The sequence below is a fragment of the Pedobacter antarcticus genome (assembly GCF_900112985.1).
Classification (GTDB): Bacteria; Bacteroidota; Bacteroidia; order Sphingobacteriales; family Sphingobacteriaceae; genus Pedobacter; species Pedobacter antarcticus.
The window spans coordinates 43,693-65,104 of the sequence record NZ_FONS01000015.1 but is presented as its reverse complement, the minus strand read 5'-3'; the positions used below and the strand labels follow the sequence as shown (position 1 = coordinate 65,104).

Below are 21,412 nucleotides of genomic sequence, written 5' to 3'. Positions count from 1 at the left end.
CTCATATTAAACTGAAGATTTTTCATCCTCTTCCAGGGCTGCCTTTAAAGAGCGCTCCAGCTCTGTGTTCTGTTTGTGTTCTTTAGACCAGTAAGAATAGATCGAAGGAATTACAAATAAGGTAAGTACCAGGGAGAAAGTAGTTCCACCGACAATTACAATACCCATACCCATTCTGCTTTTCGCAGCTGCACCAAGGGCGAGGGCAATTGGTAAGGCACCGATTGCAATAGCAAGACTGGTCATTAGAATAGGCCGTAACCTGGAAACTGAAGCTTCTCTGATTGCTTCCTGCACATTTTTTCCTTCTTCTTTAAGCTGATTGGCAAATTCCACGATCAGAATACCATTTTTGGTAACCAGACCAATCAGCATGATTGTTCCGATCTGACTGAAGATGTTCCAGCTCTGGCCAAATAACCATAGCGACAGAAATGCACCAGCGACAGCCATAGGAACGGTAAGAATAATAATAATTGGATCTTTAAAGCTCTCAAATTGAGCAGATAAAATCAGATAAACCAATAATAAAGCTAATCCGAAAGCGAACATCGTATTCGAAGAACTTTCCTTGAAATCCCTTGATTCACCACCTAAATCGGTCGAGAATGTTTCATCCAGAACTTTGTCACGGATTCTGTCCATGGCTTCAATACCATCTCCTATACTTTTACCGGGTGCAAGACCTGCCGATACCGTAGCTGCTATGAAACGGTTATTTCGGTAGAGCTGTGGTGGGCTGCTCTCTTCATTAGAAGAGACAAGGTTGTCAATCTGAATGAGCTCGCCTTTATCACTTCTCACGTAGACAGAGCTTAGGTCAAGCGGGTCTTTACGGTTTCCGCGGTCAAACTGTCCGATTACCTGATACTGTTTGCCGTTCATAAAGAAATAAGAGAAACGCTGCCCGCTTAGTCCGAGTTGTAAAGTTTGTGCGATATCTGTTACCGAAACGCCGAGGTTCCTTGCTTTATCACGATCAATAGTCAGGTTGATTTCAGGTTTATTGAATTTCAGATTCACATCGGATACTGTAAAAGTAGGATCCTTGCTTACTTCCTCCATAAACTGAGGTACTTTGTCTCGCAGTTTGTCAAAATTTTGTGCCTGAATTATGTAACTGATCGGCAGACCGCCACGGCGCCCAACAGAAATCGTTGGCTGCTGCGTAACCAGTACTTTACCTTCTGTATATTTTTTGGTGATACGGGTAAGCTGTGCAGCAATTTCTTCCTGCGAACGGTCCCTGTCCCCCGGATCTGTCAGACCCATTCTCACAAACCCACTGTTGGTCGCACCCGATCCGCCGAAACCAGGAGAAGTAATGGTAATTAATACTTTTTTCTCCGGAACAGAATCCTCTACCATTTTAGCGATCTTCATGATAAATTCATCTGTATAATCGTAAGATGAACCTTCAGGAGTCGTAATATTCATATTGATAGCACTTCGGTCATCATAAGGAGCCGTTTCTTTAGGCAGCACTTTCCAGAACAATACAATCAGTCCGACACAGGCAACCAGAATAGGAATGGCAAGCCACTTCTTACGCAGGAACTTCTCCAGGTTTAATGCATAATTATCATTCAATGCAACAAAATAAGGCTCAGTCCAGTTATAAAAACGTGATTTTACGTGGCCCGTACTTTTCATCAGGTAAGCATTCAGCATCGGTGTAAGCGTGAGCGAAACGAATGCTGAAATCAGTACTGCGGCCCCGATGACTATTCCGAATTCCCGAAAAAGCCGCCCGACAAATCCCTGCAGGAAAATAACCGGAAGAAATACAGCGGCAAGCGTTACTGAAATTGAAATAACGGCAAAAAAGATTTCGTTTGCACCCTTAATCGCTGCCTCGAAAGGTGAATAGCCCTCTTCGACCTTTTTAAAGATATTTTCCGTAACCACAATCCCGTCATCCACCACCAGGCCTGTTGCCAGTACAATCGCCAGTAAACTCAATACGTTGATCGAGAAACCGAAAATATACATGATAAAAAAGGTGAATACCAGAGAGACCGGTATATCGATCAAAGGCCGGAATGCAATTGCCCAGTCCCTGAAGAAAAGGTAAATAATTAAGATTACCAGTACCAGGGAAAGTAAGATTGTTTCGGCAACTTCTGTTACCGAACTTTTAATAAACCGGGTATTGTCCAGAGAGATATTCAATGTGATATCTTTTGGACTTTCTTCCTTTAACTGTTCGTAACGTTTTTCGAACTCTTTGGAGATATCCAGATAGTTAGCTCCCGGCTGTGGAATCAGGGCTACAGCAACCATTGGTTTTCCAGATTCTCTCAGGATGGTTTCCTCATTTTCCGGGCCTAATTCTGCGTATCCTACGTCTTTTAATTTAATGACGTTATTCAGGTCATTTTTAAGGATAAGATTGTTGAACTCACTTTCGTTAGTCAGTTTTCCTAAAGTTTTAACCGTTAGCTCCGTATTGGCACCCGTAATTTTTCCTGATGGAAGCTCCACGTTTTCTTTATCCAGTGCAGCAACAATATCCTGGGAAGTTAAACCATAGGCCGACAGTTTACCCGGATCGATCCGGATACGCATAGCATATTTCTTTTGTCCCTGGATCTGTACGCCGCTGACTCCGGGAATTGTCTGAATTCTTTCGGCGATGACGTTTTCGGCATAATCACTTAATTCAAGTTGATTACGCTGATCACTCTGGATGGTCATGGTAATAATCGCATCGGAGTTCGCATCTGCCTTGCTTACTACAGGATTACCGTCAATATCTTTTGGAAGTGAGCGGCTCGCCTGGGATACCTTATCCCTAACGTCATTAGCTGCCTCTTCTATGTTTTTATCAAGATTGAATTCGACTGTAATGTTACTTGTTCCCTGGTTACTGGACGAAGAAATATTCCGGATCCCATCGATACCGTTGATCGCCTTTTCCAGGGGTTCGGTGATCTGCGATTCAATAATATCTGAATTTGCTCCCGGATAAGAAGTTCTTACCGATACAACCGTTGGGTCGATATTGGGGTACTCCCTTACGCCAAGGAAATTGTAACCGATAACCCCGAAAAGCAGGATCATCAGGTTCATTACAATGGCCAGAACCGGCCGTTTTATACTTGTGGTTGAAATACTCATTTGTCAGGTGCTATTTTTGTTTAACCAGTGTAACATGAACAGCTGCATCATCTTTCAAGGATAATGCTCCGGAGGTTAGCACGGTATCACCTACGCTTAAGCCTGAAGTTATCAGGATATTCTGGTCCGTCCGTGTTCCGGAATGTACCTCTACCTGTTTTGCTTTACCATTTTTAGTTATAAAAACTGTTTTACCTTTCAGTACCGGGATAATAGCCTGGTTAGGTATCATAATCGCGTCTTCAATCTTATCCAATGTAAGTGATATTTTCGCAAAAGACCCCGGACGTAATTCCTGATGTGCATTCTGGGCTAAAGCCTTGATCTGAAGAGTTCTCGTTTGTGAGTTGATGCCCGGTTCAATGGCAAATACTTTTCCAGTATACATATGGTTTGAACCATCGGTACGGAAAGTAACGGTTGCGCCGTTTTTAATTTGCGCCATATATTTTTCAGGAACCGAAAAGTTGATTTTAACAGGGTTGGTATTCAGTAAATTTGCGATGATGGTGGTCGGAGTAATATATTCCCCCTGTGAGATTGATCTTAAGCCTATTTTTCCGCTGAAAGGTGCAAGGATACTGGTTTTTGCCAGCTGCGCTCGAATCAGTTGTGCTTGTGCCTGCAGAGATTTCAGATCTGCGAGAGCGGTATCATATTCCTCCTGGCTAATTGCCCCTTTATCCAGCAATTGTCTGGCGCGACCTTCATTAGTTGCAGACAGGTTTTGTTTAGTTAGTGATTCCTGCAACTGGGCCTGTATATCTCTGTCATTAATTTTAACGAGTAAAGAACCCTTCGTAACCTGACCACCTTCAGTAAAATAAATTCCGGTTACCAGACCTGAAACTTCTGACTGCAATGCGACCGCTTCGTTCGCTTCTATTGTTCCTGTCACCTCCAGATTATCGGCAAAAGGAGCAGGCTGAACAACGACACCCGTTACATTCAGGGCAGGGGCTTTACCACCGGATGCACCACCTCCATTAGAAGACGCACCTATTTTTTGATTAGCGGAAATCCGGTAATAGATGAGATAAGCGACACCAGCAACAAGCAGCGTATAAATAAGATATTTAAGTTTCATAATTGATTTTACGGAAGTATGAGAAAACAAAAATATTCAAATAAGTTCTCCTCCGGAGCTTGTATTAAGTATGTTACAGCTTATTATTTATTTTAAATGGCCGGCATTAGCATATGTTTTAAATTTGCCGCAAAAGAATCAAATATGTTGTTGAGAAAATTGACTTTGGGAATGATGATGATCCTTTCCCCTTTTTTTGCTGCAAAAGCGCAGTTAAAAATTAATTACGAACTGAGCTTTAAGGAGCCGCAAGCACATTATGCGGAAGTACAAATGGAACTTTCGGGTTTGAGTAAAGAGTTTGTAGATGTGAAGATGCCAGCATGGGCGCCGGGTTCTTATCTGATCCGTGAGTTTGCGAAAAATGTAGAAGGTTTTAAGGCTAATGCTGCAGGCAAGGCACTTAAAGCAGAAAAAATTAATAAGAATACCTGGAGGGTATATACCTCGGGAGCGAAGAACCTTAAAGTTAATTACAGTGTTTATGCTTTTGAAATTTCTGTAAGAACCTCATTTGTAGATGATTCTCATGCATTCATTTCTCCAACCGGAATCTTTATGTATCCGGATGGAAGCCTGGCATCGTCGAGCACTGTGCAGGTTGTGCCTTTTCATACCTGGTCTAAAGTGTCTACAGGCCTGGAGCCGGTAGCAGGAAAGAAATTTACTTATACTGCCTCAGATTATGACGTACTGTTCGACAGCCCGATTGAAATTGGTAATCAGGATATTTTTGAATTTACGGCTGCCGGTGTAAAACATGAAGTTGCAATGTATGGCGGCGGAAATTATGATGCAGAGAAATTGAAGGTTGATATGGCTAAAATTGTGGAACAGGGCACAGCTATCTATGGTGAAAATCCAAATAAGCATTATACTTTCATCGTACATAACTTCCAGCGTGGCGGTGGCGGACTGGAGCACCTGAACTCGACCGTTCTGGGTGCAAGCAGAGATGCCTATACTACAGAAGCAGGTTATAAAGGCTTCTTAAACCTGGTTGCGCACGAATATTATCATTTATGGAATGTGAAACGTCTGCGTCCGGTAGCATTAGGTCCGTTTGATTACGAAAACGAAAATTACACAACTAACCTCTGGATTTCAGAGGGATTTACAGCTTACTATGAGAATAAGCTGATGCTCCGTTCTGGTTTGTGGACGAACCAGGAGTTTGTCTCTACACTGGCAGATGCAATCACTGCAGTTGTGAACACACCCGGTGCAAAAATTCAAAGTGCTTCAGAAGCCAGTTTCGATTCCTGGATCAAATTCTACAGACCGAATGAAAACTCCGCAAACACAACCGTTTCCTATTACAGCAAAGGGGAGTTAATCGGCTTACTAATGGACATTGAGATTGCTCAGGCCACCAAAGGCGCGAAAAGCCTTGACGACGTAATGAAGGCTATGTACGAGAAAGTTAAAGCTGAAGGTAAAGGATACACTGACGCTGAATTTAAGGCTATGGCTGAAAAGATCAGCGGCATTAGCCTGACAGATTTCTACAGCAAATATATTTACGGTACAGCACCAATCGAATATCAGAAGTACCTGGCTTATGCAGGCATCACAATTAAAGATGAAAATGCAGGAAAACAAATTCCATACCTTGGCATCTCCAACAGAATCATAGAAGGTAGGAACTTTATTAGCTCAGTATCCAGAAACTCTGCTGCCTGGACCGATGGCCTGAATGTCAATGATGAAGTCATCAGCATTGATGGCTTGCCCGCAGAAAGAAATATTAATCAGATGATTGTCCAGAACAAAAAAGTTGGAGACATCATCCAAATTAAAGTACTTCGTGACGGCCTGGAAAAAGACTTTAGCATTAAACTGAAATCCAGCCCTAACGTTAAATTGAGTGCAGAACTCAATCCAAAAGCTACAGCAGCCCAAAAAGCTGTCTGGAAACGTTGGACAGGTGTATAAAACCCTGATCTCAAAAAACACTAAAAATCAAGCAAAACGCCGGCCCCATAAAACAGGCCGGCGTTTTGCTTTAATAGAATTTAGTTTATAACTACGCTCCTGCGGGTTCCATAGCACCAACACTAAGACCATATTCTAGCATGCTACGAATAAAGACAGGTCAAATTGTTTCTTTTTCTCAATACTACACAATAAATTTCGGGCTAACGATGGGCTAAGGATAGGTTAACTATAGTGAAAAATTGCGGTAACTAAGAACAAGACCCGAACAAGACCCGAGCAAGACTCACACTTCAGTAAAAAACCATCACCCGACCCTTAACTAATCCTTGTTTTACTAAACTCAGCACTCCAAATCCCTAAATGTGTGCCCTTATGAGTAAACTTATCTACCTTCGGGTCGACCTCGGGTGAACCTCAGGTCGGCTTCAGCAGATCTCCCGGTTCCCGTCAAACAACACCAGAAACAAACCAAATCAAGACCAAAACATAACACAATCTCCTCGGGTTCTAATGCAGTCTCACCTGATATTCTTAGTCAAAATCCCATAGTGAGCCCAATGTAATCCACCATCCTGTGTGTTCACTGTGGGTACGTATGGGCTTCTTGTAGGTGTGTTGTGGGGTTCAGTCGAACAAGATTAAAAGAAAAGTCAAACGAGACCCGCACAAGATATGACCAGAACCTTGAGCTTATCACGTCAGCCCCCCCCAAAAAAAACAAAAACTCTTTACACCATTCTTCCTATCAGTCTTCCCATCTATCACCTGCATAAAATACTTCCTTTTCAATCTCCCGGATAGAAACATGTCGCCATTATTTTACTTCTAAGTCTGAACTCGTAAAATTGCCACCCAACCATGGTGTACACGCCTAAAAAATCATGAAAACCTTACAGGCGAAGGCATCAGCTGCGGCGAAGCAAGCAGGTGCCGGCCGAGCTGTTAAGGTTCATGATTTTTTAAAAGAAAAACCGTTGCGCAATCTAAAATTGTTGAGACTTATCGAAAATAATTTAAACATTCTGCGTTTTATTGGGTTTTAAACTTCTACCCTAATTCCGCGAACCCCGGAATTTCATAAGAGCCTAAGAAAATAAATGTCAGAATTCCAGATCGACCTCAGCAATTGCGATAAAGAACCTATACACATTCCGGGAGCGATACAGAGCCATGGCTTTTTGCTTGTGATTGATCAGCAGATGAAGATCAGGTTTCAGAGTGAGGGGCTTAATAACTTCATTCCAGACGTAAATCCTAATTTATTGGACCAGTTTATTGAGGTTTTAGAACCGAAACTAGGGTTGGAACCGGGGTTTATTGCTCAGCTCATAAAAATCGGGAAGCAGAACAACTTCGAAAATATAAACCCTTATACCGTCAATTTAGGTGATGGGCATTACTATCTGATTATTTCTATTTCCGCAGACTATTATATGCTGGAGTTTGAACCAGTTGCTGCTGACAGTGAGCCAAATCTGCAAAATATGGTTGGTAGTTCGGTGTCAGAGATGCTTGCAGATAAAAATTTGAAGGTTTTGCTCGATAATAGCGCAAAACAAGTTAAAAAGATCATCAACTATGACCGGGTGATGATTTACCGGTTTGCAAGTGACGGACATGGTGAAGTTGTGGCGGAAGCAAAAAATGAAGATCTGGACCCTTGGGTCGGTTTGCATTATCCGGCAGCTGATATTCCAAAACAGGCACGTGAGTTATATAAATTGAATTTAACCCGGCTTATTGCCGATGTGGATGCCGTCCCATTTAAAATTACGGCAGATTCTGCTAAGAGGCCTCCGCTAGACCTAACGTATTCTCAATTGAGGGCAGTGTCACCAATCCATATTCAGTATCTCAAAAATATGGGTGTAGCTTCTAGTTTTAGTATTTCACTGATCTATAAAGGAGAATTATGGGGATTGATTGCCTGCCATAATTATACGACTAAATTTATTAGTTATAAATCCAGGACTTATGCACAGCTAATCGGCCAGATTCTTTCCTCAGCCCTGGAATTCAGGCAGGATGAAGAAAACGAGTTTATCAATAAAAGTTTTAGTACAAGCCTTGAAAAAATAACCAAGCTTTTACAGGAAAACGAATTCGTGGAAGATGCACTTACGCAGGGGCGCACAATGATTCTTAGTCTTACACATGCCGAAGGCGTTGTCGTTAATTATAATCAGAAACAAACTAAAATAGGGCGGTTACCGACAGATGATCAGCTTCGAAGACTATTAGAATGGGCGAAAGACACAATTATCGATTCTATATACTATACGGATAACTTAAGTGCGGTTTATCCTCCCGCAGCTGATTTTATTGACGTCGGCAGTGGTATATTGATATGTACTCTTTCCAGAGAGCTCAGGGAATTTATGATTTGGTTTAAACCCGAAAAATTGCAGATGGTCAAATGGGCTGGCGATCCACAGAAGCCTGTTGAGTTTGATCCTAAAGGTCTGAGTGTAATTTCACCCAGAAATTCATTTGCAGTCTGGACGCAGGAAGTAACCGGCAAATCGGAAAGCTGGATGCAGGAAGAAATCAATTCGGTGATCAAACTGCGGGATGAGATTATCTACGTGGTAAATCAGAAGGCTGGCGCATTGAGATTACTGAATGAAAGGCTCAAAGATGCTTATGCAGAACTGGATACTTTCTCCTATACAATTTCGCACGATCTTAAAAATCCGCTGGCCGTTATTAAGAGTTATACGCAGTTGGCCAAAAAAGATAAAAATATTAGTCCTCTGACTCAAAATTTTTTGTCGCGGGTGGAAGATAAAGCTAACCGGATGACTGACATGATCAGTGAAATTCTTGAATATTCGCGTATAGGAAGAATAGAACTTGAGTTTCAACCGGTATATACCGGGCAATTGATAGATGATCTTATCAAAGACCTGACATTTGTTTATAAAGATCTTGATCTTGAATTTATTGTTGGCGATACTCCGGAGATATCAGGCGATCCGACGATGCTCTCCCAGGTATTTGCAAATCTGATCAGTAATGCGGTAAAGTATAGTCAGCATGCCAAACCGGCCCAGGTTCGCATCTCAGGGACATCTAATGCTAAAGAAACTACTTATGCTATTTCCGATAACGGAATGGGGATTGCTGCGCATGATATTCCGAAAATATTTGAGCTGTTTAACCGGCTCGATAGCGCTAAAGATATTGAAGGTTCTGGGGTAGGCCTGGCGATTGTAAGCCGAATTATTGCTAAACATAACGGACGTATTACCGTGGAAAGTGAGCTCGGCAAGGGATCAACTTTTACTATAGTATTTGCAAATGCTGAAACTGCAGCTGACCCGGAAATTATTATTGGCGATGTGTAAGGGGTTGGTTGCTGAAAGGGCAAAAAAAAGATAAAAACTATAGCAGTCTCGGCTCGCACCTGCTTGCTTCGCGCGCAGCTGATGCCTTCGTCTGTAAGTTTTCATCTTTTTTTTGCTCTGGGGTTTAATTTATGTCCGGTTGTGAGTTGAGGGCAAGTTTATCGATTGATGTTCAGTTGATTGTTTTCTGCAGAATTAACCTTGTGAAAAAATATCATTCCTGAATATTACGCTGTGATTGATAGTTTTTCGATACGTGATATAATTTTTTTTTTCTGGTGGTGTTCGTGGTGTTAGGGCAGGGGATCTTTAATCATCTGATCTTGATCTTCCTGCTAAAGTGGTTCTTCCACACTTTTGGTAGTCAGCATGATATTTTCTAATTTCATTTAGCCTGTTTAAGTTATCCGTTAAAAGAGCTTCAAATTAGATGGTAAGTAAATTAAATTCCGGGGCTGCAAACGCAACGTTAAATTTTAATTAACATCCACCGTAGGATAATTCTTAAATTTTCTTCTGATATTCTCTTCTAAATTAGAAAACAGGTCGTTTGTATTCTGTGGATTAAATGACGATAAACAGGCCTCTATACAATGAAAAAAATAGCTAAAGCGCAATTAAGGGATTATTTTATTTTGACAGCGAGGATATGGTTGGCCTTAATATTATGGGCTTTATACTCCGTTTACGATAAGGATTCCGTTTTATATACTATTAACTTTTTTGATTCTATGGCATTATAAAGACAAAGTTTTACCCGCGATTCAAAATTTTATTAGTGGCACAACAACGAATAGCAGGCGGAATTCCTATTGCCTTGGTTAACCTAATCAAGCAGCTAATTAAATAACATTTATCTGCACTGCATTCCGGCTTTTAGTTATCACAGTTTGAGTTTATAGGTCTGATCATATTTGTCTATCTGATCCCTGGGCGAAAAAAAAGATGAAAACTTACAGACGAAGGCATCAGCTGCGCGCGCAGCAAGCAGGTGCCAGCCGAGACTGCTATAGTTTTTATCTTTTTTTTCGGAAGGTTAAAGAGTAAGATCTCCTTATTTCAATTGGTTTATCTTTTTTAAGTTAGTCATGGCAATCAGGGTCAGCATACTGGTAATTACCAGAAGCGATAGCAACCTATGCCAGCCATAGACTTTCACCGCTTCAAAATTTTTAAGTCCGATGGAATTAATATTCGTCGAACTGATATCCTGATTTTGAAAGATTGCAGGGTAAAAATGTAGCCTGATCTGTTCATGATATTGTCTTACGGCCAGTTGAAATCCCAGATGCGTAGTTAAGTCTGAACCAGCCAGTTCGTTGATACCCAGCTGCACCTGAATAGCGGGGAAGAATAAAGCCGCAATATTTGTGAAATACTGCCTTTCGGCTAGTTTCTTTTGAACTGCAGCCCGGCTTTCCAGCGCCTGGTCATCACCCATTTGCTGCATTCCATAGTACCAGTACCAGCTGAAGGTGAGGTCCTTTGGAAAGGGATATTTTTTTAGCTGGGGATAATGTTCGAAAAAAGGCTTCATGGTTACGTCTTTTGGCATATCCCATTTTTCATGGTAGCCCTCACGTTGATTTATGACATTTTGCAGTGCCTCCGGAACTGCATAACGCTGGGTAAGTATAAGGTTTAAGGATGCAGGAATAACAATACACATCAATACCCAAACCGCAACAAGTGCCGAAGCATTGAAGTTGGAATTTTTACCCAATGAGATGAAGAAGAACGATATGGCGAACCAAAAAAACAGGTAAATTGCAATGAAAGATAACACAGCAAAGAATGTTTGATCTACGGGTAACTGGAGATAAAATATAGCTACAGCAAGCAGCAGGAATGCAACACCAAATATGGCTGCCATCCGCACCAGCAACTTCTGCCAGAGAACCTTGGTTACCTGGTTGGTCTGTGACTTTAACAGCGACCAGATACCGCTTTCCCTTTGTTCAGAAAGCAGATTATAAGTGAATGCTATAATAACTAGTGGAAATAAATAAATAAATACAAAGCTCAGGTCCATATTACCGAAAAGCATACTTACCGGATTGCTAATATCCGTATCGTAAAGCTGCCCTTCCAGCGCGAGCATAGTCACCGATATCAGGTAGGGATTAATGTCCCGCTGCCCGTTAGCAAATGCTGCCCAAGGTTCGGGAACACTGGCCACCGAAAATTTATTATGGAAGAAAACCAGACCGATGTCTTTCCCAAAATGGTCTATATTGTTAAGTGTATTTTTTGTTTGTAATTCTGCAGCCTTCTCTATAACCACTTTTTGATTGGCTATGAAACTTTTACCGAAATATAAACCAGAGAGACCTGTAATTATTAAAACCGCAATTCCTATCCAGGCAGAACTGCCTCTAAAGAAAAGTTTAAACTCTAAATGATAAGTGCTATTTTTCATAAATTATATCGTTTTAATCCATTTAGAAATGTACTGAAGCAATCCCACGGTAATTAAAAGCCAGAGGGATAGTGACGCCAATGGAAAAAACTGTTCAGTTGTCATATTGCCGACAGTATGGAAGTGGTAATTGAAATCAGGCTGTTCAGCCCAGTTAGATCTGCTGATAGACAATGGTTTGCCATTTTCTCCGGGAGAAATGTTACTTATTTTGTCAATCTGAAGTTTGTTCATCTTTTGCGCAAGCTGGTATCTGTACGCTTCTGCCTGATTCTGAAAATCTATGAACGTATTAAAATCAGATGCCGTTAGCGCCATTGAAAGCTGCTTCAATGATAAGTACGGGTTAAGCAATCCCATAAAACCGGTAATACTATTTTGTTTTTCGAAGATCTTGTTTAAATCTTTTTGATGCTTACTATAAATATCTGAGGTGATTTTTTCTCCTTCAGCCATTATATATCCGCCATAGTTGAAGGGAAGTTTCTTAACATCATCTACGCCATGAACTTTGAGTAAGGAATCTTTAATAGCCGCATAATGTGCGTCATTTGGGTCATGACTGTCACCTTGCCTGCTGATATCTGCAGCAATAGAGTCGGCAAACTCAATCTTCGATGGAGCCGGATAAATCCTGCTGCCAATAGCCTGGGTAATCCTAGGCATAATAACCATGAAAAATATCCAGCAGGCCAGTAATGTGGTTAAAGCACTTTTTGAGCTGAGTTGGAAGGCAGACACCAGCACAGTAATGGCTGATATAACAAAGAAGTAGACTGAATAACCAGCGATGAGAATCGCTAGCCGCAGGGAAGAATCTGTGCTGATATTCCAGTCGCTCAATGATGCCCAGAGGAAAATGGTTAACAAAATAAGCGGAATGAAAATGGATAAACAAACACCGATAATTCCCAGTGTTTTTCCCCAGAGAAGTTTTCTCCAACTTACATTCTGACAAAGCAAAATTTTGAGCGTTCCGGATTCCCGCTCTGCAGATATACTATTGTAGCCGAGAAAGAAAATTAATAAGGGTACTAAGAGTTGTAGAACCATAGCCACGCTAATTTCGCCAAATCGCAGCATGCCATTTGAAAATCCGGCTTCACTAAAGTTCACCGTATTTTGTTTATGTGCCTCCAGAAATACTGAAACACCTGCAAAGCTTTCAATTCCGAAATCGAAGAAACTCAGCTCATGTTTTTCCCGGAAGGCGAGATAACCGTAATGAGCCATCCTATGCGGATGCTTGTCTGGTTTCGCTAACCATTGGTCCCGTACCATTTGCTTGTAGTGTATGCGCTGATCGTTCTGCGACTTGAAATTCTGCCAGCCCACATAAGTTGCCAGGACTAGTGACAAACCCAATAAAAAAGTAAGCGCAAGCGCCGCTTTATTGCTGTAGGTGGCTTTATATGTTTGTTTGGCGATAGTAAGGATTATACTCGTCATTATATGCTGTAGGTTACGTTAAACATTACATTTCTTGGTGTGCCTGGAAAAAGACGCAGATAGTTTTGTGCACCGACCCAATAAGTTTTATTCAGCACGTTATTCATATTCATGGACAGCTGTACTTTCGAGGCTGCAGGAGAATAGTATATCGCGGCATCAATCACTGTATACGCCGGAAGTATGAAATCCCTGATATACAGCGGCAATTTGTCTCCGCTATATTGTATGCCGGCTCCGAAACCAATTCCTTTGAATTTTGCAGAATTCAGGTTATAACGTGTCCAGACACTAGCGCTATGTTGGGGTGTGTTTTGCACGCGGTCGCCGACAATCTCGGGGTTGAGGTCTTGTGTTACCCTGGCATCAACATAACTATAGCCGGCATTGAATTGCCAGTTGCGGTGGATAAATCCAGATGCTTCCAGTTCGACACCCCTGCTTCGTTGTGCTCCGCGTTCTATTAGCCGGTTTACATCTAAAGGATCATTTGCATTCATTAACAGATTTTTCTGGTTGATTTCAAAAACTGAGACGTTGACCATCAGTTTTCCGCTTAACCATTCAGATTTAGCACCAACTTCTTTCAGGTCGCTTTCCAGGGGTTTGAAATTTGACCCCGACGGGGGAGGAACGATAACCAGGCTAGATGTATTACCCTGCGGCTGGTAACCCTGGAGGTAGGTTCCATAGACATTGATTCTACTGTTTAATGCATAAGTAATTCCAAATCTGGGTAAGAGCTTCTGCTGGCTAATCCTTCTCTCTGTATTGAGTTTATAATTACTATAGTCTTCATACCATTCCTGTCTGAGGCCCACTGTTAAAGTAATTTTGCGGTATTTGATCTGATCCTGAAGATAAATGCCATTTACCAGGTAGAAAGCAGGTGCGATCTCTAACTTTGAGAAAGTATAATCACTCAGATTTTTGACCGTATAGGATGGATTTTCCAAATTGAAATGGGAGACATTCGGAACGGGAGCAGTAATGCCGTTGAATGTGCTGAACTGATACAGATCTTTTTTGTTCACATCATAACGTGCGGCTATACTTCCATCTTTAAGGCGATACCCCTGAGCTGTATTTATTCCCCCGCCTCTTAGTTTCTGGGTTGTGATGCGGTCATAGCCGGCAACAACCTGGTGAGACAAACCAAAAGTGCTGGATTGTAGTGTAAAATAGGTGCTCAGATTATCGGTAGTAAATTTTTGCTGGCGTTGGACAGCAATCATACCTGCCAGCGAATTAATTGGATTATTGTTTTCATCCACAGCAAAGGCATTATTCGTTCGGTGCTCCAGCAGATCTTCATTCCAGTTCTGCTTCATATAAGCGATATTAAAGGAGATGTTTTGATTAAAGCGATGTGCAAAATTTGCCATTAGCATCAGGTCCTGCGTATTGAATTTATCATTGACAGCTCCCATATTGAAACCGATCGGCGTACTATTTAAATTCTGGTGGCCCGGGGTTGCGCCAAAGATTGCCTGGCCACGATCGAGCCTTGAGTCACTGTTGTTCAAAACCATCTCCACATTCAAACTGGTACGGTCATCGGGAATATATGAAAAGGAGGGAGCAATGATATAACCTTTCCTGAACTGCAGATCCCTGAAGCTTTTACTGTTCTCATACCCGACATTCAGGCGATAAAGCAATGTTTTCTCTTCATTCATTGGGCCTGTAAAATCGAGTGCTGCTCGCATGGTACTGAAACTTCCTCCTGAGATGCTAATCTCTTTACGGTCGTGATTCAAAGGTTTTTTGGTGACAAGATTAATACTCCCCCCAGGATCGACACTGGAAAAGGTGGCACTTGCCGGTCCCTTTATCACTTCAATCCGCTCAAGATTACTGGTTAAAGGTTGGTTAAAATAGTTCTGGCGCGTACGCATCCCATTTATAATGGTGCCTTCTTCATTCTGGTTAATTCCCCGGATGGCAAATTGATTATAAAAACTGCTTTGAGATACTCCCGTTACATTTTTTACTGCATCTGCCAACACAGCTGCCTGCCTGTCGGCAATCAGCTCTTTTGAAATAGAGGAAATGGCCTGAGGTATGTCCTTATTTAAGGTGGCTGTTTTAGTAGCTGAAAAGGAATAATTTCCATAGTATTTTTTACCACTGGTACCGACAATTTCAACGGTTTGTAACTCGTCGTTTGCCATAGCAAGTATAATCGGGTCTAAGGTTAAATGATCTGAATCCTGAATAGGATAAACAATGGAATAGGGTTTATAACCTATTGCGCTAACATTGATATTATAACTGGCTGATTTAGGAAGTACGATCGCAAATAGGCCCGCTGTATCAGTTAAGGCGGTGAGCTGATTACTGCCGCTTCGGAATCTGATCGTAGCTTTTTCAACTGAATGACCTGTTGCACTGGTAACCTTTCCATCTACCTTTATTTGTGTGGATGCTGATATTTGAGCAGATGCTGAAAAACTATTCCCGATTAATATTAATAAACAAAATGCCCGGCCAAAATCGCGGATTTTATAGGTCTGATCCATCTTGCTTAAATAGTTTGTAAGTAGAGTTCCTGGAGGTCAGCTGCGGTAATGTCTGCGGCTTTGAGCGTATGGATTAACTCACCTTGTTTCATAATTCCTATATGGGTAGCTAGTGCTACCGCATTGAAAATATCATGTGTAGCCATTAATATCGAACGGCCGTCAGCTGCTAGTTTTTTGACCAGAATGGTGAATTCTGCAGTAGCTTTTGGATCAAGGCCACTGGTGGGCTCATCCATTAAAATGATTTGTGCATTTTTCGCCACTGCAATGGCTATTCCTACTTTCTGTCGCATCCCTTTACTAAAGCCACTGAGCTGCTGTTCATGTGCAGTCGATTGAAGCCCGCATTCTGACAAAAAGCTTATGAGTTGCAAATGGCTATACTCAAATCCGGCGAGCTTAGAGAAATAATTGAGGTTTTCAATGGCGGAGAGGTTTCCATAAAGCATCACTACTTCGGGGATATAAGCAATATATTGCCTGCGCCGCTCATCTGAAGCTGTAACTTCTTGATTGTTAATTAAAATTTTGCCATCCGTAGGCTCAATAAAGCCTAGAAAAAGATTTATGGTAGTGGTTTTTCCTGCTCCATTCTGGCCGAGCAGGCAATAAACCTCTCCAGGATTAACAGTTAAATTGAGTTGGTTAAGCGCTAAATAAGTGCCGTAGTTTTTGGATAACGATATCGCTTGAAGCATAAAAAAAAGGATAATATAAAAGCATCGCTTACCGCTGGCAGCAATACTTAAATACAGTGAAAAGAAGTATGGGAATAATAAGGCACGACCTTATCAGAAATTCACCTTAAATAGTGATTTAAGCCAGATTACTTGGCGGACCTTTATTCGCCGCGGCAAGTATATAGGCCGTGGGATGTGGTGGTAGATAACTAAAAACAGGCTTTGCCGTTTCCACGGGCGCTAGAACCGGGCTAACAACCGATGGCAAATTATAGAATTGTGATTGGTGTTTTATCACTTCGCAAAGCTTACAATTTACTTTGGCAGAATGAAGCTGTGTATCGCCTTGAGTTTTATCCAGTGCTGATTTGCAAGAACTGAATTGATCCTGACTGTTATGATGATGCAAGCCTTCTATAACCATCGCATTCACAAAAAGTCCCAGCAGCAGAAATGCCAGAAACTGAGACAGTTGTTTTCTATATGGATTAACTTGATTCTTCAATTGCAACAAAGATACTTTTAAAAATGGTTTTTTTAAAGGTTCCTGATCAATTGAACAAAAGTAGGGGGGCTTTAGGGCGAAAAAAAAGATAAAAACTGTAGCAGTCTCGGCTGGCACCTGCTTGCTTCGCGCGCAGCTGATGCCTTCGTCTGTAAGTTTTCATCTTTTTTATTCGCTCCCAGGTCTGTCAGTTCTGTCTGTTGGTTAGTAGGGGGGGACTTTAGGGCGAAAAAAAAGATAAAAACTGTAGCAGTCTCGGCTGGCACCTGCTTGCTTCGCGCGCAGCTGATGCCTTCGTCTGTAAGTTTTCATCTTTTTATTCGCTCCCAGGTCTGTCTGTTGGTTAGGAGGGGGGCGTTATTTTCGTTCCTGAATCATTTTTTTTGAAGATTCCAGGCTGGGATCTAATTGGGTTGAGTGTGTTCTCATCGTCAAAGCTAAATTTAAGGTCTATGAAATTATCGGTCTCAGGCTGTAAGATAATTGACTTTATCGCGTTAATGTTTGTAGAAGCCGGTAACGGATTACAATAATAATAATGAATTACAAAATCAGGTTAAAGGATGGCACTACACAAGTTATTCAGATCATCGCCACTACTTTTAAAAAATTGAAAGTATGGAAGCTTTCTTTTTCAGGCGGCAAAGAGATCATGTTATACAAAGTTGGTAACCAATGGCTGCAGCGTACGGAAGATTATTTGGAACAACAATATGTTATCTTGATAGGAGCCTATATAGACGGGCTGGATGCAAGATAATTCCATCTTAAATTGACTCCATGAAACTTACATTTTCCTAATGACCGGAAAGAGGTCTTTGTTCAGATAACCTATAAATGTTTTCTTGCAAATAACTGATTATTAAATATTTAAATAAAAGTCTAAAGCTGGATTAATAACAGCATATTTGGTAAACCCCAAACCAGACATGACCGACTTTAAGGTTGACCTCAGCAACTGCGCCAGTGAACCAATCCATATTCCAGGGCAAATACAGTCACATGGTTTTTTAATCGCACTTGATCGGCAATATAAGGTTAGCCATTGCAGTGATAACATCTACGAACTATTAAGGGAAACGTATGCAAAGTTGATCGGATCCCAGCTCCGGTATATAGAACAGCTGATCAGAGGAGATGACCAGCCAGGATTTATCAGAGACCTACTAAATATCGGAAAAATCAACAAAAGCTTTGAACAGATCAATCCTTTCAAGCTAGCTATTAACGGTGAAACCTATTACCTCATCATTTCGGCATCTGCCGACCAATATCTCCTGGAATTTGAAAGCTCAACTTCCGACGCATTGCCTGACGTACAGAAAATGATGGGGCATTCCATTTCTAAAATGTTAGCTGACAAAAATCTTCAGAGTTTATTGGAGAATACCGTTTTACAGGTAAAAAAAACTATCCTTTACGACCGGGTAATGATCTACCGTTTTGCTGAAGACGGACATGGAGAAGTTGTAGCAGAAGCGAAAAATGAAGAATTATCTCCCTGGTTAGGTTTGCATTATCCTGCATCCGATATTCCCCAACAGGCAAGAGACTTATACAAATTAAACCTGACCCGGATCATAGCTGATGTGCAGACCACACCAATAAAAATTTCTGCAGCCGCAGATCAGGACCAGCCGCTGGAGTTGACCTATTCACAGCTTAGAGCGGTATCTCCGGTGCATATTCAATATTTGAAAAATATGGGGGTTGCTTCTAGTTTTAGTATCTCTTTATTGTGCAAAGGAGAATTGTGGGGACTAATAGCCTGCCATAATTACACCCCTAAATTTATTGATTTCTTATCCAGAGAATTGTCAAAACTGCTGGGGCAGATATTGTCGTCAGCTTTGGAATTCCGGCAAGAAGAAATACATCAGCAAACCCTGGAAGTTTTTAGCGGCACACTGGATAAACTTACTAAGCAACTCCAGGAAACCGCCAGTATTGAAGAGGCACTAACCAAAGGCCCTGTGACCGTTCTGGATATTGTACATGCCAGTGGAGCGGTTTTAGTCTATGAAAAAAACATCACCAAAATTGGTATTACGCCCGACGACGGGCAGCTTACAGAACTGATCAGCTGGCTAAATCAAAACAACAACCAGCCTTTATATCACCTGACCAAACTTGCGGCTCACTATCCCGCCGCCGATAACTATCGCACCGTTGCAAGCGGAATCATGGTAGTTGTTATTTCTAAAGAATTGGAAGAATACGTAATCTACTTTAAGCCGGAACAACCACAGTTTATTACCTGGGCAGGAAATCCTGAAAAACAGGCGGTAATGGGCGGTAACGGATTGATGCACATTTCACCTAGAAATTCATTTCAGCAGTGGTCACAAACCATCCTCTCTACATCACTGGCTTGGAGCCCCGAAGAGATCAACTCTGCACTTCGTTTACAAGAAGAAATCACCTACGCTATTAACCAAAAGGCAGGAGCAATCCGGCTGCTGAATGAGCAGCTGCAACGTGCATACGATGAGCTGGATACTTTCAGTTATACGGTATCTCACGACCTTAAAAACCCTATTGCAGCCATTAAAGCATACGCTCAGCTGGTAGCAAGAAGTCAGGGATTCACAGATCGTGACCGCATGCTCCTTGGACGTATCAATCAGCGTGCAGATCAAATGCACTTGATGATTGTCTCCATACTCGATTATTCAAGAATCGGCCGCTCAGCGTTTAAATATCACAACATTGACGCCCGGGCTTTAATTGAAGACATTGTCAGAGATCAAAGCCTGATCTATGAATCTCAAAATGTCAAAATCACCCTGGGTAGTATGCCTGAGTTGAAGGGTGATCCCATGATGATGCTTCAAATATTTTCAAACTTGATTAGTAATGCAGTCAAATACTCTAAACATGGTCATGCCCCACATGTTCATATCGAAGGAACTGTCAATGATGCTGACATCTGCTACGCCATAAAAGACAACGGACTGGGTATCGCTCCTCATAATTTAAAAAATGTCTTCGGGCTTTTCAGCCGGATGGACAACGTGAAAGATATCGAGGGATCGGGGGTAGGTCTCGCCATCGTTAAACGCGTAGTTGAAAAACACAACGGGCGTATTTGGGTGGAGAGCGAATTAAATAAGGGGTCTGTGTTTTTTGTTAGCTTTAATAAATAGGATTGTATTCTTCAACGCTTTTGCTCATTGTGTTTGCTCTCTTAATATTCCTGCGATAAACAAATTAACCTAGGAAGCCAGATTTCCGAATTAAAAATCCCTGCAAAAAAAGATAAAAACTATAGCAGTCTCGGCTGGCACCTGCTTGCTTCGCGCGCAGCTGATGCCTTCATCTGTAAGTTTTCATCTTTTTTATGCACCATGATGCTCACCATTTTCCCCGTTGGAATCAAGGGGAGAGGACAGAGGTTATTTCAGTTCCTGAATGGAGTGTGTTGCAGATCAGATTGGGGTCTAATTTGAAAGTGATGAAACCAGCCGATATGATAAATGAACCTTTCCTGCGAATGAGGAACATGCTTTTTCAGATAGGTAAAGCTCCAATGGGTATGTCATCCGCCTTGCATTTCTGCGATAAACAAAAAACTTACTACTCCTGGGCCGGGAAGCCGGATTTCCGAATTAAAAATCCCTGCAAAAAAAGATAAAAACTATAGCAGTCTCGGCTGGCACCTGCTTGCTTCGCGCGCAGCTGATGCCTTCATCTGTAAGTTTTCATCTTTTTTATGCGTCATGATGCTCACCATTTTCCAGTTGGAATCAAGGGGAGAGGACAGAGGTTATTTCAGTTCCTGAATCAGTTGTGTTGTAGGTCAGGCTGGGGTCTAATTTGAAAAATGGAGCAAAGTCTATCATATTACTATTTGCCGTTGGATTACAACTACGATGAAGAATAATAGAACACTAAACGCAAAAAGGCGCCACTATCGGAGCCTTTTTGCGTTATATTAGGTACTTAGTTATATTTTAAATTTCATTAAATCTTCATAATCTTCTTCAAATCTTGAAGTCACTTTCAACTTATCCAGCTGTTCAGAGATTGTACCTAACTGATCACCAACGTCATCAAAATTACTTGAAGTTTCAGTGGTCAAAATATTTAATTGGCTCTCAATTGTACCTAATCTATTTTCTATTGTATCAAATCTATGATCAACTATAGCAAATCTATGATCCACTAAGTCGGCCAGCTTTTTGATTAGCTCGTAGTTGCTTTTACAGATTTCAGCAAGTATAGAAATGTTCTTTTCTACGTTTGTGAATCTTTCTTCCAGATTTGTGAATCGCTCTTCTAAACTTGTGAATCTTTCATCTAGATTTGTGAATCGCCCTTCTAAGCTTGTGAATCTTTCATC

13 protein-coding genes are annotated in these 21,412 nt (G+C 41.4%); 5 read left to right on the top strand and 8 right to left on the bottom strand.

Features of this window, described 5'->3' with window-relative positions; translation table 11 throughout:
- Positions 1–6 precede the first annotated feature (6 nt).
- Complete coding sequence (locus BM192_RS19540; protein WP_037442867.1) at positions 7–3,120, bottom strand: efflux RND transporter permease subunit; 3,114 nt, start codon at positions 3,118–3,120, stop codon at positions 7–9.
- 10 nt (positions 3,121–3,130) lie between these two features.
- On the bottom strand, positions 3,131–4,207 hold the full coding sequence (locus BM192_RS19535; protein WP_037442869.1) for an efflux RND transporter periplasmic adaptor subunit: 1,077 nt from the start codon (positions 4,205–4,207) through the stop codon (positions 3,131–3,133).
- A 144-nt stretch (positions 4,208–4,351) separates the two neighbouring features.
- On the opposite strand from BM192_RS19535, the gene BM192_RS19530 reads away from it, so the two are divergent.
- The 3 genes from BM192_RS19530 (at position 4,352) to BM192_RS19525 (ending at position 9,492) form a co-directional block, all read left to right on the top strand.
- The gene (locus BM192_RS19530; protein WP_037442877.1) at positions 4,352–6,142 is read left to right on the top strand and encodes a M61 family metallopeptidase; all 1,791 of its coding nucleotides are present in this window, start codon (positions 4,352–4,354) and stop codon (positions 6,140–6,142) included.
- Between the two features lie 884 nt (positions 6,143–7,026).
- Positions 7,027–7,188: a hypothetical protein gene (locus tag BM192_RS20995; protein ID WP_157282901.1), complete on the top strand. Its 162-nt coding sequence runs from the start codon at positions 7,027–7,029 to the stop codon at positions 7,186–7,188.
- Positions 7,189–7,242: 54 nt separating this feature from the next.
- Positions 7,243–9,492, top strand: coding sequence for an ATP-binding protein (locus tag BM192_RS19525; protein ID WP_051760086.1), 2,250 nt, complete (start codon positions 7,243–7,245; stop codon positions 9,490–9,492).
- Between the two features lie 1,054 nt (positions 9,493–10,546).
- Here the strand turns inward: BM192_RS19525 and BM192_RS19520 are convergent.
- The 5 genes from BM192_RS19520 to BM192_RS19500 all read right to left on the bottom strand — a co-directional run bounded on the left by BM192_RS19520 (position 10,547) and on the right by BM192_RS19500 (position 17,070).
- The gene (locus BM192_RS19520; RefSeq protein WP_037442871.1) at positions 10,547–11,911 is read right to left on the bottom strand and encodes a DUF3526 domain-containing protein; all 1,365 of its coding nucleotides are present in this window, start codon (positions 11,909–11,911) and stop codon (positions 10,547–10,549) included.
- A 3-nt stretch (positions 11,912–11,914) separates the two neighbouring features.
- Entirely contained in the window at positions 11,915–13,360 is a 1,446-nt protein-coding gene (locus BM192_RS19515; protein ID WP_074964108.1) for an ABC transporter permease, read from the bottom strand.
- Positions 13,360–15,882 (bottom strand): TonB-dependent receptor, encoded by a 2,523-nt coding sequence (locus BM192_RS19510; protein WP_081857515.1) that lies wholly within the window; start codon positions 15,880–15,882, stop codon positions 13,360–13,362. Before BM192_RS19510 ends, BM192_RS19515 begins: the two co-directional genes overlap by 1 nt.
- A gap of 5 nt (positions 15,883–15,887) precedes the next feature.
- Complete coding sequence (locus tag BM192_RS19505; RefSeq protein ID WP_037441511.1) at positions 15,888–16,583, bottom strand: ABC transporter ATP-binding protein; 696 nt, start codon at positions 16,581–16,583, stop codon at positions 15,888–15,890.
- Positions 16,584–16,701: 118 nt separating this feature from the next.
- Positions 16,702–17,070, bottom strand: coding sequence for a hypothetical protein (locus BM192_RS19500; RefSeq protein ID WP_037441509.1), 369 nt, complete (start codon positions 17,068–17,070; stop codon positions 16,702–16,704).
- Positions 17,071–17,608: 538 nt separating this feature from the next.
- Between BM192_RS19500 and BM192_RS19495 the strand changes: the two genes are divergently transcribed.
- A complete protein-coding gene (locus BM192_RS19495; RefSeq protein WP_037441506.1) occupies positions 17,609–17,830 on the top strand; it encodes a hypothetical protein in 222 nt (73 codons plus the stop codon).
- A 169-nt stretch (positions 17,831–17,999) separates the two neighbouring features.
- Positions 18,000–20,216 (top strand): ATP-binding protein, encoded by a 2,217-nt coding sequence (locus BM192_RS19490; protein WP_074964106.1) that lies wholly within the window; start codon positions 18,000–18,002, stop codon positions 20,214–20,216.
- Between the two features lie 800 nt (positions 20,217–21,016).
- On the opposite strand, the gene BM192_RS20990 is transcribed toward BM192_RS19490, so the two are convergent.
- A partial coding sequence (locus tag BM192_RS20990) for a BAR domain-containing protein (RefSeq protein ID WP_212611586.1) occupies positions 21,017–21,412 on the bottom strand: 396 nt, incomplete at its 5' end.

Coding starts and splice junctions, on each gene's coding strand:
- BM192_RS19540 (WP_037442867.1), bottom strand. CDS start 3,120: ATGAGTATTTCAACCACAAGTATAAAACGGCCGGTTCTGGCCATTGTA.
- BM192_RS19535 (WP_037442869.1), bottom strand. CDS start 4,207: ATGAAACTTAAATATCTTATTTATACGCTGCTTGTTGCTGGTGTCGCT.
- BM192_RS19530 (WP_037442877.1), top strand. CDS start 4,352: ATGTTGTTGAGAAAATTGACTTTGGGAATGATGATGATCCTTTCCCCT.
- BM192_RS20995 (WP_157282901.1), top strand. CDS start 7,027: ATGAAAACCTTACAGGCGAAGGCATCAGCTGCGGCGAAGCAAGCAGGT.
- BM192_RS19525 (WP_051760086.1), top strand. CDS start 7,243: ATGTCAGAATTCCAGATCGACCTCAGCAATTGCGATAAAGAACCTATA.
- BM192_RS19520 (WP_037442871.1), bottom strand. CDS start 11,911: ATGAAAAATAGCACTTATCATTTAGAGTTTAAACTTTTCTTTAGAGGC.
- BM192_RS19515 (WP_074964108.1), bottom strand. CDS start 13,360: ATGACGAGTATAATCCTTACTATCGCCAAACAAACATATAAAGCCACC.
- BM192_RS19510 (WP_081857515.1), bottom strand. CDS start 15,882: ATGGATCAGACCTATAAAATCCGCGATTTTGGCCGGGCATTTTGTTTA.
- BM192_RS19505 (WP_037441511.1), bottom strand. CDS start 16,583: ATGCTTCAAGCGATATCGTTATCCAAAAACTACGGCACTTATTTAGCG.
- BM192_RS19495 (WP_037441506.1), top strand. CDS start 17,609: ATGAATTACAAAATCAGGTTAAAGGATGGCACTACACAAGTTATTCAG.
- BM192_RS19490 (WP_074964106.1), top strand. CDS start 18,000: ATGACCGACTTTAAGGTTGACCTCAGCAACTGCGCCAGTGAACCAATC.